General features: G+C 40.6%; 17 protein-coding genes. 6 read left to right on the top strand and 11 right to left on the bottom strand.

Features of this window, described 5'->3' with window-relative positions; translation table 11 throughout:
- Positions 1-5: 5 nt before the first annotated feature.
- Entirely contained in the window at positions 6-464 is a 459-nt protein-coding gene (locus HH219_RS07675) for an LPP20 family lipoprotein (protein WP_054203371.1), read from the bottom strand.
- Between the two features lie 166 nt (positions 465-630).
- On the opposite strand from HH219_RS07675, the gene HH219_RS07670 reads away from it, so the two are divergent.
- Positions 631-1,824, top strand: a complete 1,194-nt coding sequence (locus HH219_RS07670; RefSeq protein ID WP_169327095.1) for a flagellar assembly protein FlgT — start codon at positions 631-633, stop codon at positions 1,822-1,824.
- Here HH219_RS07670 and HH219_RS07665 read toward each other — a convergent pair.
- Positions 1,808-2,710 (bottom strand): LysR substrate-binding domain-containing protein, encoded by a 903-nt coding sequence (locus HH219_RS07665; protein WP_169327094.1) that lies wholly within the window; start codon positions 2,708-2,710, stop codon positions 1,808-1,810. The two genes, HH219_RS07670 and HH219_RS07665, sit on opposite strands and share 17 nt — an antisense overlap.
- 113 nt (positions 2,711-2,823) lie before the next feature.
- Between HH219_RS07665 and HH219_RS07660 the strand changes: the two genes are divergently transcribed.
- Together HH219_RS07660 and HH219_RS07655 are read left to right on the top strand one after the other, a co-directional pair.
- The gene (locus HH219_RS07660; protein WP_169327093.1) at positions 2,824-3,552 is read left to right on the top strand and encodes a glutathione peroxidase; all 729 of its coding nucleotides are present in this window, start codon (positions 2,824-2,826) and stop codon (positions 3,550-3,552) included.
- 81 nt (positions 3,553-3,633) lie between these two features.
- Positions 3,634-5,082: a dihydrolipoyl dehydrogenase gene (locus HH219_RS07655; RefSeq protein WP_064435341.1), complete on the top strand. Its 1,449-nt coding sequence runs from the start codon at positions 3,634-3,636 to the stop codon at positions 5,080-5,082.
- A 121-nt stretch (positions 5,083-5,203) separates the two neighbouring features.
- Here HH219_RS07655 and HH219_RS07650 read toward each other — a convergent pair whose 3' ends face one another.
- From HH219_RS07650 to HH219_RS07620, 7 genes are all read right to left on the bottom strand, one after another.
- Positions 5,204-6,304, bottom strand: coding sequence for an alpha-hydroxy acid oxidase (locus tag HH219_RS07650; protein WP_169327092.1), 1,101 nt, complete (start codon positions 6,302-6,304; stop codon positions 5,204-5,206).
- A 106-nt stretch (positions 6,305-6,410) separates the two neighbouring features.
- A complete protein-coding gene (locus HH219_RS07645; protein ID WP_064435339.1) occupies positions 6,411-7,760 on the bottom strand; it encodes a tetratricopeptide repeat protein in 1,350 nt (449 codons plus the stop codon).
- The gene (locus HH219_RS07640) at positions 7,757-8,314 is read right to left on the bottom strand and encodes an energy transducer TonB (protein ID WP_169327091.1); all 558 of its coding nucleotides are present in this window, start codon (positions 8,312-8,314) and stop codon (positions 7,757-7,759) included. The genes HH219_RS07645 and HH219_RS07640 overlap by 4 nt, the downstream gene beginning before the upstream one ends.
- A 92-nt stretch (positions 8,315-8,406) precedes the next feature.
- Positions 8,407-8,808, bottom strand: a complete 402-nt coding sequence (locus HH219_RS07635) for a biopolymer transporter ExbD (RefSeq protein WP_064435337.1) — start codon at positions 8,806-8,808, stop codon at positions 8,407-8,409.
- Positions 8,798-9,181 (bottom strand): MotA/TolQ/ExbB proton channel family protein, encoded by a 384-nt coding sequence (locus HH219_RS07630; protein ID WP_064435336.1) that lies wholly within the window; start codon positions 9,179-9,181, stop codon positions 8,798-8,800. Before HH219_RS07630 ends, HH219_RS07635 begins: the two co-directional genes overlap by 11 nt.
- Before the next feature lies 1 nt (position 9,182).
- Positions 9,183-10,529 carry a MotA/TolQ/ExbB proton channel family protein gene (locus tag HH219_RS07625; protein ID WP_169327090.1) on the bottom strand — a complete coding sequence of 449 codons (1,347 nt, stop codon included), beginning with the start codon at positions 10,527-10,529 and terminating at the stop codon, positions 9,183-9,185.
- Positions 10,522-11,364 (bottom strand): DUF3450 family protein, encoded by an 843-nt coding sequence (locus HH219_RS07620; protein WP_064435334.1) that lies wholly within the window; start codon positions 11,362-11,364, stop codon positions 10,522-10,524. Before HH219_RS07620 ends, HH219_RS07625 begins: the two co-directional genes overlap by 8 nt.
- A gap of 160 nt (positions 11,365-11,524) precedes the next feature.
- Between HH219_RS07620 and HH219_RS07615 the strand changes: the two genes are divergently transcribed.
- Positions 11,525-13,777: a TonB-dependent siderophore receptor gene (locus HH219_RS07615; RefSeq protein ID WP_169327089.1), complete on the top strand. Its 2,253-nt coding sequence runs from the start codon at positions 11,525-11,527 to the stop codon at positions 13,775-13,777.
- 61 nt (positions 13,778-13,838) lie between these two features.
- Positions 13,839-14,519: a Fe2+-dependent dioxygenase gene (locus HH219_RS07610; RefSeq protein ID WP_064435332.1), complete on the top strand. Its 681-nt coding sequence runs from the start codon at positions 13,839-13,841 to the stop codon at positions 14,517-14,519.
- 93 nt (positions 14,520-14,612) lie between these two features.
- Here HH219_RS07610 and HH219_RS07605 read toward each other — a convergent pair whose 3' ends face one another.
- Both HH219_RS07605 and HH219_RS07600 read right to left on the bottom strand, forming a co-directional pair.
- Positions 14,613-15,077 (bottom strand): hypothetical protein, encoded by a 465-nt coding sequence (locus tag HH219_RS07605; RefSeq protein ID WP_054203380.1) that lies wholly within the window; start codon positions 15,075-15,077, stop codon positions 14,613-14,615.
- 502 nt (positions 15,078-15,579) lie between these two features.
- Positions 15,580-16,584, bottom strand: coding sequence for a transposase (locus tag HH219_RS07600; RefSeq protein WP_249118474.1), 1,005 nt, complete (start codon positions 16,582-16,584; stop codon positions 15,580-15,582).
- A gap of 468 nt (positions 16,585-17,052) precedes the next feature.
- Here HH219_RS07600 and HH219_RS07595 point away from each other — a divergent pair, with 468 nt between their 5' ends.
- Positions 17,053-18,387 carry an AAA family ATPase gene (locus HH219_RS07595; RefSeq protein ID WP_169327088.1) on the top strand — a complete coding sequence of 445 codons (1,335 nt, stop codon included), beginning with the start codon at positions 17,053-17,055 and terminating at the stop codon, positions 18,385-18,387.
- Positions 18,388-18,717 lie beyond the last annotated feature (330 nt).

The raw sequence follows: 18,717 nt of genomic DNA, 5'->3' as shown, positions 1-18,717 counted from the left end.
AACTCTTAGTAATACGTTACTTTTTTAACTTCTCTTGGCTTAATTTCACCAATATATAAATCATGTACCCGCTTCATATCAAGATGCAACTCTGTAGCGTAGGTGTCGCCAACAGCATATGTTTTAACGACCTGCGCGCCTTTAATCACCCCTTGAACTTGACTTTGTAGCCGATCATTTTGCGCAATACTGCCTTGCACTGTTGTACCAGCGGTAATTTTTTGCCCATACACTTGCTCAGCAAGCTCACGGTAAGCTTCAAGCTTAGATGCTTTAATTGCCATGAGTGAACGTTGTGACTGGTTTTCCCCCTGTTGAGCGCTTATGGGGGCATACCCTATTGCTTTTAATATTGGGTAGTTATCTGGCTCTACATACTTATATTCCACATGTTTATCAAAAATACTACTACAGCCAGCTAAGCTCAGGCTTGCTAAAGTACAAAACAATATTACAGTACGCATGGCATCTCTCACATCATTAAAGAGTCATAATGGTGAGTTTAATGCACGATCAATGCCAAATTAGTAAATTAGTAAATTAGTAGGGTTTAAAAACTTATAATTTAACAAATGGTACAGTCCTTGCTCTGTTATTCATAATAGCAAATTTTGGTATGGGGTTAGGGAAATGAAACGCGTGTTATCAATTATAGTGATCATCACTAGCTGGCTAAGCATTAGCTTTTTCTCTGTAAATGCATTTGCACAATGGTACGAATCAACCGGCCACGCCAGTATTAAAAATAACGATATTAGCGGCGCTAAGTCAGCGGCTATAAAAGATGCGATCACGCAGGCATTAGTGTTCTCTGGTGCACGCGTTACGTCAATGCAAACCTTAGTTGACGGCGTGCTAATGCAAGATCAGTTAAAAATAAAAAGCCACGGTGAAATTCAAAAAATAGAGATGATCAGCGAAGACCGAAGATCTGACCAGCTCGCGATTACGTTGCGTTTAGATATCTTTCCGAAGCAAGATCACTGCCCGGCAAGCCAATTTAATAAATTTGTTGCGATCACTCAAACCCAATTAGTCAATCGTGAACAAGCAATGATGGGTCAAATTTTTGACATTGACAAAGCCACCAGCGAATCTCTCTATAAGACTTTAAATAAGTCGGCCATGAACGCTAAGCCCACCGCCTATTTTAATTTTCCTATTCGCGTTGGTGAGTTTTTTAATCAGCAATACGATTACAGTAACGCCCTACTAGAAGAAATTGCCACGCGCAGCAATTCGCAGTACGTGTTATTAAGCCAAATGGTCGATATTTCAAATAGCGACAAACTTAATAGCGACTATGCCTTTTGGCAAGATGAAACATACCAACGTTCATATAAGGTCGACTTTGCATTATTTGATGGCACCACCTATGAGCGATTATGGCAAAAAAGCTATCGTAGCCAAGCGATTTGGCCTTTTGAAAAAACCGAGATTATTGATGTATTTAGCGAAAAATTTTGGGGCTCTGATTATGGTAAAAGCATAGTAGAAATAAACCAAACAGCGAGTTATGACATACAAGCAGTAATGGCGTGCCTTGAAACACAAGGTAAGATTTTACATATTGAAAACGATAAATTAGTTATTAATTTAGGCAAAGCGCACGGCTTAGAAAAAGGCCAATTATTGAGTATTGCCCACCATAACTATTTAACAGATGCTGCGGGTAATAAAATGCCGCACCTGATCACGACATTAAACACAGTACAAGTAAATCAGGTATACCAGCAAAGCGCTGTTGCGGTCAGTGTGAATCAGCAACCTTTACCCAACATTCAAATCAATGATGTAGTACAGTTAATTAACGTAGAGCCTTAACCAATTGTCGGCCAAGGCTTGGGTGTTCACTGAGCCACTGAGCTAATTTATCTACCCCTGCCAAATGGGGGTAATGTTTACGACTCGCAAGCACAATGCTACGTTGTTGAGGCGGAAATATCGGTAAATAACTAATGCCAGCGCGTTCAACGCATGCCAGCTTTGGCACAAACGTTACACCATCATCCATAGCTACTAGCGCAAGTAATGTCTCAAGGCTGTTCCCTAAATATTCATTTGAGACATCGACCCCTGCGGCAAAACAAAACTGCTGCGCTTGATCTTTAAAGCAATGCCCATCGCTAAGCATTAATAAGCTACATGAGCGTAGTTCGTCTAAGGCAATTTTATCGCGCTGTGCTAATGTATTTTGCTCAGACATTGCCACTAAAAAATCTTCTTTGTATAAATTAACCGTATGATAAAGTTTAAGTTCAGGCACATCTGCTAGTATAGCGATGTCGAGTTCGCCGTTATCAAGCGCATTTAATAATGTGGCGGTTTGCATTTCAACAAAGGCAAATTGACTCTGCGCAAACGCTTCTTTCATCGATGTGAGTAAAGTAGGTAATAAATACGGTGCAATTGTTGGAATAATGCCTATTCTTACTTTACCTTGTAGTGGCGCCGATGAGGTGGCCGCTAGCTCTTTTAATATTTGGGTTTGCTCTAAGATCACTTTGATCTGCGTTAACAAGCGTTCACCCTGCGTGGTTAAAGTAACGTGCTTGGTAGAGCGGTCAAATAGTGTGACTCCTAGCTCGTGTTCTAATTTTTTTATTTGACCACTCAGGGTGGGTTGACTGACATAACAGGCATCGGCTGCTTTACGAAAATGCTTAAAGTGCGCAACAGCTTTTACATATTCTAAGTCTTTTAAATTCATTGCAAACTCACTACTAATCGGTATTACCTATCACTATAATACAAACAAACGATTGGAACTATTGTTAATTTACACGCATAATGGCTATCAACAAATCAAGAGGAACAAAAAACATGTTAAAGAATATTGAAGGTCAAACAATCCCACAAGTTACATTCGCAACGCGTCAAAACGACGAGTGGAAATCAGTGACTACTGATGAAATTTTTAAAGGTAAAACAGTTGTTGTGTTTTCACTACCGGGTGCATTTACACCAACGTGTTCATCTACACACTTACCACGCTATAACGAGTTAGCGGGTGTGCTTAAACAAAATGGCGTAGATGAAATTGTATGTTTATCAGTAAACGACACCTTTGTAATGAACGCATGGTCCGCTGACCAAGAAGCACAAAACATCACTGTATTACCTGACGGTAACGGCGAATTCACTGACGGCATGGGCATGTTAGTTGATAAAAGCGAGATAGGTTTTGGCAAACGTAGCTGGCGCTATTCAATGCTGGTTAAAGATGGCGTGATTGACAAAATGTTTATCGAACCAGATTTACCAGGTGACCCGTTTGAAGTATCAGACGCAGACACAATGCTTGAGTACATCAACCCAGAGCAAGTTAAGCCTCAAGCAGTAAGCTTATTTACTAAACCTGGCTGCCCATTTTGTAAAAAAGCGAAAGCATTATTGGCTGAGAAAGGTCTTGTGTATGAAGAGATCATTATGGGTGCAGGCGCATCACTAACGAGCCTTAAAGCAATCTCTGGCCGTGAAACTGTGCCACAAGTATTTATCGGCGGAAAGCACATTGGTGGCTCTGACGATTTAGAAAAATATTTTGCTTAATATTTAACACCCCTCGCATAATTAATATTAGGGGCTAACAGCCCCTTTTTTTTGCCAAATATTCGCAAACAGGATACCACTATGAAAGAACTGCAAACCGACGTTGTTGTAATTGGTGCTGGCACCGCAGGCTTAAGCGCATACCGCAACGCAAAACAACACACAGCTAACGTATTAATGATTGAAGCAGGCCCATACGGTACAACCTGTGCGCGTGTTGGTTGTATGCCGAGTAAGTTATTAATTGCCGCAGCAGAAGCCGCACACGCTATTGAAGCGGCACCTGCGTTTGGTGTGCATAGCTCAAAGCCTACTATTAACGGTAAAGAAGTCATGGCACGAGTGCGCAGCGAACGTGACCGTTTTGCAGGATTTGTAGTAGAAGCCGTAGATGAAATACCCGCTGATGATAAAATTCGTGGTTATGCTAAGTTTTTAGATACAAATCGTGTGCAAATTGACGACCACACAATTATTACAGCCAAACGTTTTGTTATTGCCACCGGTTCGCGACCTGCATACCCAGGCGTATTTAATAACTTTGGCGACAGACTCATTATTAACGACGACGTGTTCGATTGGCAGGATCTACCTGAATCAGTTGCCGTATTTGGCCCCGGCGTTATTGGCCTTGAAATAGGGCAAGCTTTGCACCGTTTAGGCGTTAACGTTAAACTATTTGGTGTAGGTGGCGCGATTGGCCCAGTGACTGATCCAGTTATTAAAGATTACGCAAATACCGTATTCGCGGAAGAGTTTTATGTTGATACCGATTCCAATGTCTCTGATATGAAACACGTTGGTGATAAAGCACAACTTACCTATGTAGACAAAAACGGTGAAAAACAAACAGAGCAATTTGATTATGTGCTAGCAGCCACAGGTCGCGTGCCAAATACCGATAAACTAGGCCTTGAAAACACAGGTATTGAGCTTGATGAACGCGGCGTGCCGCTTGCCAATAAATACACCATGCAATGTGGCGATTCAAACATATTTATCGCAGGGGATGCCAGTAACATGATCCCTCTATTACATGAAGCCAGCGATCAGGGTACTATCGCAGGGCAAAATGCAGGACGATTCCCTAATGTACAATCCGGCCTGCGCCGTGCACCTATTGCCGCAGTATTTAGCGACCCACAAATTGCCATGGTGGGTGAAAGCTACAAGCAAATAACCGCCCGCTTTGGTGAGTGCGGTTGTTTTGAAATTGGTGAAGTCAGCTTTGAAAACCAAGGCCGAAGCCGCGTAATGCTGAAAAACAAAGGCCACATGCGTTTATACGCAGAGCAAGGCACTGGCTTGTTTTTAGGTGCTGAGTTTATCGGTCCACAAGCCGAGCATATCGCCCACTTACTGGCATGGGCTGTACAAAACAAAATGACCGTGCCGCAAATGCTCGACATGCCATTTTATCACCCAGTAATTGAAGAAGGCCTACGTACCGCCCTGCGTGATTTAAATGCCAAACTTAAATTTGGCCCAGACATTATCAACCAATGTATGGAATGTGGCCCGGGCGCTTAGCCTTTGACGCATTATGGAGGCTTTAGCCTCCTTTGCTTTTAGACTTATATTGAGAATAAACTATCTCAATGCCGTTATTTCTAATAATAACGGCTAATAAGCTTATTATCAGCAACTCCGGTTATTTATTTTGCAAACAATCTTGGGTTATTTCAGCCAAATTATTACAGCCACACATAGCCATAGTAAATGCTAACTCATCTTTTAATATACGGATCATATGAGCAACACCTAAAGGACCTGCGCTTGCGAGTGAATACATTAAGGGCCTACCAATCAGCACACTATTGGCCCCTAATGCCAATGCTTTAAAAATATCACTGCCACGGCGAATACCACTATCAAGCAAAAGTGTAAAATCATCGCCAACAGCGTGGCGTATTGCCGCTATTTGCTCAATGGGTGATGCAACAGTATCTAGCACACGCCCACCGTGGTTCGATACCACAATACCCGCCACACCTAATTGCTGTGCTTTTAATGCATCTGCAACACTTAAAATTCCTTTTAAAATAATAGGTAACTTAGTTTGCGCTTTTATCTCTTTAATTGTTTGCCAACTAGGTGCTTGTGCTAAACACTGCGCTAAACTTTGCGCGGTGGGTTGCTGATAATCAGCAATATTAATTGCACTAATGTGTTCTGGCAAAAAAAAACCACTGCGTTGCTCAGCATTACGTAAACCATTAATAGGCGCATCTACCGTAATAACAAGCGCACTGTAACCCGCTAGCTCTGCTTTTTTAATTAAATCAAAAGTGGCGCTAGGCTCAACTTGAATATAAAGCTGAAACCACTGCGCCGCAGCGCCTTTAAATGCCGCAACATCTTTCAATGGTTGGCTTGATAAGGTACTTAGCACCATGGCAACATCTTGCGCGCTCGCAGCCTGTGCGGTGGCAATTTCCCCATCGGGATGACATAATTTCTGATACGCTACAGGCGCTAGCATAAACGGCTGACTATGGTGTTCCTTAAACGGCTGCTGCGAGAACAATGAGCAGGTCGTATCGGGTAATTGCACGCCACTTAATACCAGAGGCTTAAGCACTATATCAGCAAAACACTGCCTATTACGCTGTTTAGAAATACCATCAGCGCCAGCACCATTGATATAGTGCCAAAATGAATCAGGTAAATGCTCGCGGGCATAACGGCTATAATCATCTAAACATGCCACATCAGCTGGAATATGGTTAAGTATGTTGTAAGTATGTGGCATAGTTAATTAACCTAAAATTTGGGTAATAAATATCTCTGCGTCAGAGAGAAACGAATAACACTCTTATTAAATCAATCTATTAGTAAATATTCAAACCAAATTCAGGTTAACTACTCTGGCTAGTTAGGCGCTCTAATTGCGCAATATTTTTAGCTATATCATAGCGGCTTGGATTTACAGCCAAGGCTTTTCGTAACAAGATCACCGCACTTTTGTAATCTGTTTGATCTATTTCTAGTTGAGCATGACTCACTAAAGCACGCTCTTTAAATGCACTGAGTCCTTGCGCCCTAATATAGTACAGCTCTGCACGACTATAAGCCTGCGCAGCGCGATAATAATCACCGAGCGCCAATAAAACCTGACCATTACTTGGGTTAATAGCCAATGCCTTTTGATAATAACTGGCCGCTTTTTTAGTCTTTTTCTGAGCATTTGCCAGTTGCCCTTGCAAGGTATAGTAATCACCTTTCGCAACGGTACTTAACTTTGCAGGTTGAGTGACCTTTGCCAGTAATTTGCTTGCCTGTTTATATTCTTGCTGATGCAATAACCAAGCAACGGCACTACTAACAAGGCTAAACTGTTGTTGGTCTTGCTTTAATACTTGTGCCAACAGTACTGATGCTTTACTAAAACTGCCATTTTTAAGGTGCAATTGAGCTGCAAGTACTCGGTTTTCAATTGATTTTTCACCTAGCCTTAATGCCACCTCTAAACTAGATAATGCCTGTAGTTCGTTATCTTGTTGTAATGCTATTTGACTACGTTGCAACCATAAATCTTTGTTATCACTATCAGCCTCTAACATCCCACTAAGCATCGCGTTTGCACTTGGGTATAGCTGCGCTTTGATCAACGCCACCAGCAATCCCTGCTGCCATTGGCTATTTTGAGGCGCTAATAACAATGCGTTCTGATAGCCGCTAATTGCAGCCCATGGATTGTTATTTTGTAAGTGTAAATAGCCTAGTTGACCAAATAGTTGATCGTCCTGCTGACCAAGTACAACAGCATTACTTAAGTGTTTAATCGCTTTATCTGGTTGCTGTTGCTGTAAATAAATAACGGCAAGGCTTCGCTCACTACGCCCTAAATTAGACTGTAATTTTAGCGCCATTTTAAACGCATTTTCGGCTTCATTTAAACGCTTTAATGCTAAATAAACTTGCCCGGTCACTTGCCATAAAGCGGCACTTTTTTCACTTGATTTATATCCTTGTAAAATCAGTGCAGCTTGTTGATAATCTTGACTTGCTAACACAGGTTTTAACGCATTTGCCACGCCCTGCTCTTGCGGCTCTAATCTCGCGTCGTTTTGTAATAATGCCTTAGTGTCAGCATTAAATAACCAGATAGGCTCACTTAATGTAACATCAACTTTGGCTGTTGCAACATGCGTTATCAATACACATGTTAGTGCTATTGTTTTAAATAAGGTTCTTTTTATATTCATGACTTTTTAAATTCCACAGGCCAAATAAAACGTGCTTTTACTGCTATATCATCTTTTTTTGGCACACTAAAACGAGATTCTTTTACTAGTTTTTTAATCGCACTGTCAAGTTCTGGGTAATCGTTATTTATCACCTCAACTAAACTCACATGTCCCATTTCATCTATAAATACATCTAATTTCACCAATACCTTATGAATGCCTTTACGCACTAACGCATTAGGGTAAGGTGCTTTAAATCCAGTCATCACTTGTGGCAACGAGTCAAGTTGCTCAAGCCCAAAAGCCTGCCAATCTACGCTTAAGTCTACTTGCCAGTCTTGCTGCTCATGAAACATAGGCATTGGCGGTGTAAGTGTTAATAAAGGATCGGTCGTTTTATCAATACTCATTTCAATGCTCGGGCCATCGCCCGAAATTGAAAGCGACAATGTAGGCGTAACTTGCTCTACTTGTTGCGACACAGGAGGAGGTGGCGGTGGTGGTAAACTCACTAATACTGCTTCGCGTACCGTTACAGTTTGCTGCAACTGTTCGCCAAACCACTGTTTCATAAACAACAACGATAACGCCGCAGCTAATAACCCGCAGCTTAAGCACAAAGCGTAAAAGTGATGCCGTTTTACTTTTATAACATCGCTGTGCATTATTTAATGGTCGCAATGTTAACGCTAACAGCACCTGCAAGCTTGCTCTCGTCAAGTACTTGTACCAGTAGCTCTGTAGGCACTTGCTTATCAGCTTGGATCACAACGGGTTGCTCGCGCCCTGCTAATAACTGCGACACCGTATTTCGTACACCTGCAACACCAATATTATTACCATCGTAAATCACTTCACCATTGTTAGTAATTGCCAACATAATGACATTACGCGCGAGCTTTTGCGTCGAAAGTGCTTGGGGTTTATCAACCTCTACACCGGTTTCTTTTACAAATACCGTCGTAACAATAAAGAAAATTAATAGAATAAACACCACATCCAATAACGGCGATAAATCGATATGTTGCTGCTGTTGTTCAAGACGCTGTTGCAAACTATTGCGCATTAGCAAGGCTCTCTTTAACAATTAAACGATTAAAGTAGCTCAATAACAACCATGCAGGTACAGCAATAACAAGCCCGAGTTGAGTCGTCCATAGTGCACTGGCAATCCCCTGACTAAGCGTACTTGTTGCATTAAAACTATCGCCTAACGACATAGCGTAGAATGAATCCAACAACCCCATAATTGTGCCCAGTAACCCCAATAAAGGCAGCGCACCAATTAAGCAACTTAAGGTGCTGGGCCACTTTTTGTCCTGTGTTGTTAATAAGCCATTACGGCTGCGCACAATAAAATACATAAGTTGATGATAGACAAACAAGCCTAGTGCTAAAATCACCCACACAATCACACTGTCAAACGACTGCATTTGCATATTACTCTCCTTTATTTAATGCTGCAGTCGAGTTAGATATTTGACTGAGATTAACCGCGCAACTTTCTAGCTCACCATAATAAGTTTTTACTTTTCGTGATAGTAATGCATGTAATAATAATGCAGGAATAGCCACTACAAGGCCTAACTCAGTGGTCACTAGCGCCTCTGAAATACCGCCCGACACCGCCGCAGGGTCGCCTGCGCCAAATAGAGTCATGAGTTTAAAGGTTTCGATCATACCGCTTACCGTTCCTAATAAACCAAGTAAAGGAGAAACCGCCGCAGTAATTGCCACCGCGCCTAACCAATATTCAAGAGTATGTTTATGATTTAGCAGTGCCGAAAATAATTGATCATCTCGCTGCGGCCCTACGTCAGTAGCAATACTTATTTCAACTAGCTGTGCTTGCATTCCTTTATTTTGCGCCGTTAATTTTTCAAGCGCACTGCGTTGCTCTGCAAAACTTAACTCGTACACATGGCGTAAACGTTCAGCCATTGCAGGTAATACTTTAGGTAATCGCCATAATTGCAGTGCCTTAGCAAATGAAATGAGCAAAGCAAATACCCCAAAAGCAAGAATAGGTGTTACCCAAATTCCACCTTTTGCAATGTGATCTGTCATACTTTCTTTTGCATGCTGGATTTTAAGTGCGCGTGATAACGTCGGATCAAACATCACTTCTCCACGGCGACTACTTTTAAGCTCAGTAAGCTGCTCATACTGTGCTGATTCAAATATAAGCGCGACTTTATTCATGTCGTTATCACGGCTATACAACCCTGATTGTTGGGTCGTTGTATCTAAAAACCAATTAACCGGACCAATAGACAAACTATCAACGGGCTTTAATGAACCGTCATTAAAAGCAACGTTTGTTGCCCCCCATGTAGGCGTACTGCGTGCGGCAAGTGCATTTATTGATACTGAAATACTATCAAGCACTAATAACTGGCTACTGGCATTATTAACACCCGTTAGCTTATTTTGCTGAATATAACGCTGCAGTACATTTTGCTGATAACTATGCTGTTGCTGCCAATCATCTAGACGCTGCTTAAGCTTTTCAAACCCCATGGTTTTTTCATCGTTCAATCGCCTTGCTACCGCTGTTGTTTCACGCAGTGCCAACACTTTTTGCTCAACTTTGTTAAATGACTTTGCCAATGCACTGCGCTGTTTAGCAATACTATTTTGCGTTTTAGACAGTGCCTGCTGTGATTTTTTTATATCGTCCTGCAAAGACACTAAAACATCATTACTACTGGCTAACGCTTGATTAAAAACCAATACACTAAATAATAAAGTGGCTGCGCCAAATACGCGTAAGATCAGCTTAATCATGCGCACTCTCCGTGTTTATATGGCTACCTTGAGGCGCTAATAAAATGTTTAAGTTAATAAATTCAGCCTCCTTTTGCTGATTCAACATCGCCAACATTTGCTTCACCTGCAATACACTTTGTTGATCATCAATTGCTTGCCACCGCCAGCCATTATCGGTCGCAAATCCTTGTGCGGCGTAGGTGTTATCTAAACTGATATACCAACCTAACGAAATACCCATGTAAATTTGCGACACTAACTTCTGTTCGCCATTTGGTAAAGTAATCGCACTTTGATAACTACTTATGCGGCTATCAAATTGGCTTAAATCATCAAATAACTTGAGTAACAGTGTGAGTCTATCGCTGTTACTTTTAAGGTTTTTGTTTGCTTGGTCATTATCTGTGCCGTCATGTACGCTAAGTTGCTCGCGCCAGCTTTTCTCTAAAGGCGGCGGTAAACGGTAAATAAGATCGTTTACATTAATAAATTGTGTTTTTAGCCAACCAGTTAAATAAGCTTGATCTGTTTCCATTGAGTTTTGTAGCGCTAACAACTCACCGCGCGCTTGATCTACTTCATTACCCGATTCGCTGTCTTGTGCAAGTAACTGTGTTAGTTGTTTTTGCTCTGCTTTGAGCAAAGTGAGCCTTTGCTCTAATAAAGGCTGTTGTGTGATCCACTCATTAGTCAATGCACTTTGCTGCTGCTCTGTACTTAACCAGCGCTCTACTAAACTATCAACCTGCTCAGCTTTACTAGATTGCTGTGCAAAACCATGCATGGAGTAAACACAGGCTAAGCTTACGCAAAACGCTAACGATTTTTTCCCTAACTTTATTTTCAACTGCACCGCTATTCCTACTCACGCATCAAGACTTTAAAACTCAGTAACAATTTATTAATGAAATAAATACGTCCCTGAAATTGAGTTGCAAATAATAACGATTAACATTAACATGCGCAACCTATAAATAAACGCTAACTATTATCATTTACATATGGAGAGAGAGATGACCACTTTAAATCAACAAAAGCATGTAACGTTCAAAAAAGGTGCAATGGCAAGTGCTATCACTTTAGCAATTACTTCACTTAGTTTTACCGCCTACGCAAATACTAACAACGTAAAAGAGCTTGCCGTTACTCAAGTTAAAGAAGAAAAGAAAGACAGCTATAAAGTTGAAAAAGTCTCCTCTCACAAATATCAAACAGAGCTACTCAATACACCTAAAACAATAAACGTTGTAAACAGTGAAGTATTAAAAGATCAAGGCGTTACGAGCCTAACTGAAGCACTACGTAATGTGTCTGGCGTTTCAACGTTTGGTGCCGGTGAAGGCGGTGGTGGTAATATCACTACTAACGATAAGATCACCATTCGTGGCTTTAGTGCTAATGGCAATATTTATGTAGATGGTATTAGAGATATTGCAGGCTATTCGCGCGATATGTTTAACACCGAACAAGTTGAAGTGAGTAAAGGTGCAAGCTCTAGCATTACTGGTAAAGGATCATCAGGGGGCGCGGTCAACTTAGTCACTAAACAAGCAAATCAAGATGAGCTATTAGTTGTAAATGGCAGCTACGATAAAGCTGAACGTTCACGCCTTACGCTTGATTACAATACAAAAATTAGTGAGTCAGCGGCAGTACGCATCAATGCGCTATACACTAAAGGCGGCGACCCTTTCAACAATGGCGTTGAAGATTACCAAACAACAGCCATCGCCCCTTCACTGCGCATAGATTTTAACGAGCAAACAAGCTTAGCCGCAGATGCTTTATTTATGAAACAAGAAAACAACCCCATGCTCGGCCTACCGTGGGTAACCGAAGGTGTTGCCAATGCAGGCCTTGGTTTAACCAAGGGCCCTATAGATAAAAAATACTGGGACAATTACTATGGCGTCGCACAGCGTGACTTTGAAGATGTTAGTGTTGCTATAGGTACATTACGTTTAGAGCACAAAGTAAGCGATAAATTACAGATTGTTTCGCAAACCCGCATTGCGAGTAACGAAAAAAAATCAGTGGTGAGTCGCCCAATATTTAAAACAGGCAGAGATCCAATAACCGACGATCGCACTTACTTTGATGATGTACGACTCGATTACACACAAAATATCGACCAAGAAAACGAGTTATTTGTAACTCAGCTTGATGCTATTATCGCATTTGATACCGGTTCAATTAAGCATAACTTAGTGGTTGGTACCGAATATTATCAAGAAGACGTAACCCGCTATGTGCTGAAAAATACGATCGAGCTCGATAGCAAAAGTGTAGCACTAAACACCCCTAACCCTAACATGCCATACACCGGTGGCATTTTCCGAGATGGTGCACCCACTGAGGTTAATGGCAAAGGGTTTGCACTTTCTGCACTAGATACACTGACTATTTCTGATAATTGGGTAGCCACATTAGGTGCTCGCTACGAAGACTATCAAGCTGACGGATCTACCTACACATGGGCGCGTGTAAACGGTGAATGGTTTAGAGAATTAGTGACTGGTTTAAAAACAGACGGCGACTTCTTTAGCTACAATGCCTCAATTGCCTACAAGCCAAATCAAGATAGTAACTATTACTTTGGTATTGCCAACTCACAAGATCCATCAGCGGGTGACTTAGCCTTTAGCGGACGAGGACTTGAAGGCTTACAAGAAAACCTAGCAATGGACCCTCAAGAATCAACTAACTACGAGTTAGGCGCAAAATGGGATTTATTCGACGCAGACTTACAACTAGCAGCCGCTTTATTCTTAACAGAAAAAACAGTCACTGATCGCGATGAAGACGGCAGCTACTTTATGGGGGGCGAACAAGAAGCCAAAGGTGTAGAGTTTAGCGCAACAGGGCAAATCACCACTGACTTAAGCATTTTGGCCAGTTATACACACCAAAAAACCGAAGTAACAAAAGACACAAACCCACTAACTCAAGGTGATGGCCTTACTGCCGCACCAAAAGACACCGCGAGCATTTGGCTTGACTACACACTAGGTAAGCTAACGTTAGGTGGTGGCGCACAGTATTCATCAGGCAACATTTACTGGCGTCGTAATATGGCTTATTACGACTCAGGAAGTATTACGACAGTAAACTTAATGGCCGCTTATGATGTAACTGACAAGATGACAGTACAGCTAAATATTGATAACTTAACAGACAAATCATACGTTACAGATTACAGCGCACGCGGACATTTTCGCCCCGCTAACCCGCGTAATGTAAAACTGTCGGTTAACTATCAGTTTTAATCTCTAAGCTGAAAATAAATGGCAGCATTACTTTAATGCTGCCAACATATCAAGGTTAAACATGCTTGTTCATATTCCTAACATTTTAAATCAACAACAAATCAGCGAATGCCAAGAGCTACTACATAATACTCAATGGATCGATGGCAACACCACCGCAGGGCACCAAGCAAAACAGGCTAAAAATAACGTTCAACTGGCGCAAGATAACCCAATAGCGGCAGACATAGGGGCATTCATTTTAAACCAGCTAAGCCAAAACCAAACATTTATGGCCGCAACATTACCTAATAAAATTTACCCACCCATGTTTAATTGCTACCAAAATGGCGGCACATTTGGCGATCATATTGACAATGCAATTCGCAATATCAGTGGTACAGGTATAAAAGTAAGAACAGACGTATCCTGTACTTTATTTCTAAACGATCCCAGCAGTTACGAAGGTGGCGAATTAGTCATCCAAGATACATACGGCCAACAACGTGTTAAATTTGCCGCCGGAGATTTAGTCATTTACCCCTCCACCAGTATGCATCACGTCACACCAGTAACAAAAGGCCAGCGCCTGGCCTCTTTTTTCTGGCTGCAAAGCTTAATTCGATCTGATGATCAACGACGTATTTTATACGATCTTGATTTAAGCATACAGGCACTCACACAGCAAAACCCACAACAGGAAGAGCTTGTAAGGCTAACCGGCGTGTACCACAATTTATTACGACAATGGGGTGAAACATAAGTTTGTTTTAGCTAAACCTCCCCCCTACTTTGCAGCGTTGAGGCAACAATAATAATCGGTTCGTCATCAACGTTGTTTCTTTTTAGGCACACATTAACCGTGGTGTCGGCGGATATGCTTTACTAAACCTGATTCGTTAAACTCTAATGAAACAATATTAGTTTTACTATATTCAATGGTTTTTTCTAAATGCGCAGGCTTAACTTTACCCCTTTCAGTCATTTTTATAAAAACAACATTAGCCCCTACCATAATTTCGTTTATCTCAATATTACTGTTTATCACTTCATCTTTTAGTTTACCAATCATATCTGAACGGAGTTTCGATTTATCAGTATACGTAAACTTGAATTTAACATGTTCATCGATGAAGTTATCAGATAATAGCGATATATAATGATCTATTTCTTTAGTGGTTGTATTTGGTTGTTGGCGAGCATTTTTGGCTGATACAAATGCCTTTGCTTTCTCGATTAATTGATCTGCCGTGAACTTGTCATTTGCAAAACTTGAAAAAGATAAAATAAGGGATATAAATACTAAAGTTAATTTTTTCACTGAACTCTCCTTGTATGCCTAACAAGCCTGTAGAATAACTCGTATTTAATATATTTTTATTAATGGTTCAACCATAGCTGAGTTCCTATTTTGGTTCAATAACTTTACGATGGGTGTCAACGTTGTTTATGATTCTTGCTCGGAGTCAGGTTTGATGCGTTTGTTATAAGTTACCCACTCATACCACTTTTTCGTAATATATCTTGCGGTCTAGCTTTCCATGTTGATAGTAGCCAAGAAAGAAGTAGTAAGTAAAAAGAAGGAAGTAAAAAGGAAGTAAAAAGGACAGTCATATAAGTAAAAAGGACAGTCACATATTTTTGTCAGAAAATTTAGCAGCTCTCCTGTCGAGGGTAACCGAATCATTCTTTTTTCCACACTATTAGTTACAGAACTTAGAATTGAGTTGATTTGAAGGAATTTTGGGTAAATAAAGGCAAAGCTAGATCATCACTTTGTTTAATAAGGTGTTTTTTAAACAAACCAATAAAGATGCAACTGTTCAGCCTGCGCCTTTGTACCATTTTACATCGTTGCTGGCGGCTTGCTGCTTTAACCGTTGTTTGCTGCCTGCAAAATTTGAGTACTGCTGCCTGAAACGTTGAATGGATTCAAGCCATTGCGGTTCTTCTATATTCAACGTTAGGAGCACTTTTGGAATGCTTTTGTTGATATGCCCTTTTTTCTTTGGATCTATCTGGCGGCCACTCCAGTCGACTAATTCAATGTAATCCAGTAAGGCAAAGGGGATCGTGCCTTTAATATGATTACCACCAAATGGCTTTAACTGCGCTGGTTGACTTTCATGTTGAACAGTATCTTTTTGTTTGAGGGGGTTATTTGATTTGACCGTGTCTGTGGTAAAGGCTTTGAAATGTGCTATACGCTCTTGAATTGAGGTAAAACCACTGTCTTCAAGCGTATCGGCTATGTTTGCTCTGATAGGATTCAAATCAACGTAGGCCATGCAACTGAGTACTGCGGTTTCATCTAATAATGCCTGTGACTTATAGCGCCCTTCCCAGTACTTGCCCGTGCAGTTATCTTCTTTATTGGCTTCGCGGGCAATGTACTCATTGAGGTTTTTCATATACCAGCTGATGTCATAAAGCCTTGCGCGCCATTTAGCGATGATCTCATTGAAAAAGAGCAAACTCGGCTTATCTAACTGCTCACCATTTAAATGGCGGTCGACTAAAACATGGCCGTTATAAAGTTGATACCAGCGTTCAATTACTTCATCATCTGACCAATCAAGTGCTTGACGTCTATTGACGTTCACAACAGGGTGGTAGTGATTGCTCATAATCGCGTAGGCGGCAATCTCAATAGCGAACACGCTACTTAATAACTTAATTCGCTCTACCAACCACGCCCTACGGTGATCAAAGTTTTTACCTGTGTATTTATCATCACCACACAAGAATGCACGTCTCACGCATCGTGAGATTAAGTGATAATAAGATGTCGATGCTAAATCAATCAGCTTTTTTCTTGCGCGAGTCATAAAATATCAACCTTAGCGACACTGTATGTAATAACAGTAGTTGATGCTATGGTTTTTGCAAAAAAAATTGTGCCTGTCCTGTTTTATCCTGTTTTTCAATTTAAGTTCGCAGTTGCTAAGGTTGCTGCGCAGTTTATGTGTAAGTTTTCGCTATAGCTGCTGTGTTGCCATGCATCACCCTATATATTTTTCACACAAATTAAACATTAGTAAAAATATGAAAATACAAACTTTATGATGAGTGTCATTTTTATTTAATATCTTCGCGATCCCTTAAAAGCGACTGTACAACAAGGTAAAACATCACCGTTTAAAATGGCAGTAAATTTAATTCATACAACACAACCACATTTATTCGCGCATAAAAACGTGGGAAACATCATTTATTCGCGCATAAAAGTGTAAAAACTTGCATTTGTTCGCGCAATAAAGTGTAATAATCATCTAATGAGTAATGCGAGACCTGCCATGCAACGATTAATTTTAGAAAAGTTATTAGGTTGGAAATCTAAACCTACACGAAAACCATTATTAATTGATGGCGCTCGCCAAACAGGTAAAACTTATTTATTACAAACTCTATTAGGCAGTACCTTTGCAAACGTGATTCGAATCGATTTTTTAGAATCCCCACAAATGAGCGAAGCATTCGCTGATTCGTTATCGCCCGATGACGTACTATCTAATATTGAGCTACTTACAGGAAAAACGTTTGACCCTAATACAGATCTACTGATCCTTGATGAAATAGGCGAATGCCCTAAAGCAGTCACATCCCTCAAATACTTTGCTGAACAAGCGCCGCATATGCACATTGCTGCCAGTGGTTCTAATATCGGTTTATTAAACTCCTTCCCGGTTGGTAAGGTGGAACAGCATAATCTACGCCCTCTCACATTTCGTGAATTCCTGATCGCCTCAAAAGAAACCGCTCTAATTAAGGCATTTGCAGCGCAAACAAACTCAAGTGCAGCACATAGTAAATTACTTTCAAAACTCACTGATTATTACTTTACTGGTGGTATGCCAGAAGCTGTAAATACATGGTTTGATTTATCTGCTCACAGTATCATTGACCGCGTTCAAGCTGTAACAGATATTCATAAAAATTTAGTACTGGGGTATCAACGAGACTTCGGAAAATACTCAGGAAAAGTAGATGCAGGTTTAATCGAAGCTGTATTTAACAATGTTCCAGCACAGTTATCTTCAGTTATGGATGAATCGGTTAATCGCTTTAAATTTAAAGGAGTGCACGATAAAAAATCTCGCTATGGTGATTTTGAAAGCGCTATTTCTTGGTTAAACAAGTGCCGCTTGATACTCAAAAACCACCCTATTGATAGCACACCTAAAAGCCCATTAGCAGCATATAAAAAAGACAACATCGTTAAATTATTTCTTTTTGATGTGGGCTTATTAAATCATATGCTAAACATTGGGTATAAAGAAATAAAACAACAAGGCTATGAATATAAAGGCTTTGTGGCCGAAAACTTTGTACAACAGGAACTTGCTGCACAAGGCATTGACCCAACATATTCATGGGGTGATGCAAGAGCGGAGATCGAATTTGTGCTCTCTGATGACGAAGGCAACATACTGCCTATCGAGGTAAAAAGTGGTAAACGCACCAAAGCAAAATCACTGCAATCGTACATAAATAAATGCCAGCCAATCAAAACAATTAAACTCACAGGCACGCAAGGCTCATCATCACTGGAAAAAGAATATGTTGTCCTGCCGCTCTACTACAGTGAATATGTAGTAAGCAAACACCTGAGGCTGATGAATTTAATTTGATGATGAATTTAATTTGACACCGATCTTAATTATTTACCGAAAGCAAAAAAGCAAGCGCATCGATTGAAATCAGCAGTAAGTGTACATTTCCAACATAATCACGATTTCACCCTCCTTAGCTCAGTTCATAAGCGTAGCCCCCTAAATTACAGACATAAAATTTTTTGCCTTAAAAACAAAAACAAAAAAAACAAAAAAAAAAAGTAACTACTCAGCACTAAACCTTGCTTATTGAAAACGATCAAAAATAAAAAAGGGATCGACTTGCTTGATCATTTCAACGCGTTATTCTGTTGCTTTCCTTTGATTATGATGTGAATAAATGAAAGT

Origin of the sequence: Pseudoalteromonas sp. NEC-BIFX-2020_015, from assembly GCF_012952265.1 — a bacterium.
Classification (GTDB): domain Bacteria; phylum Pseudomonadota; class Gammaproteobacteria; order Enterobacterales; family Alteromonadaceae; genus Pseudoalteromonas; species Pseudoalteromonas neustonica.
This window is presented reverse-complemented; position numbering and strand designations above follow the sequence as displayed.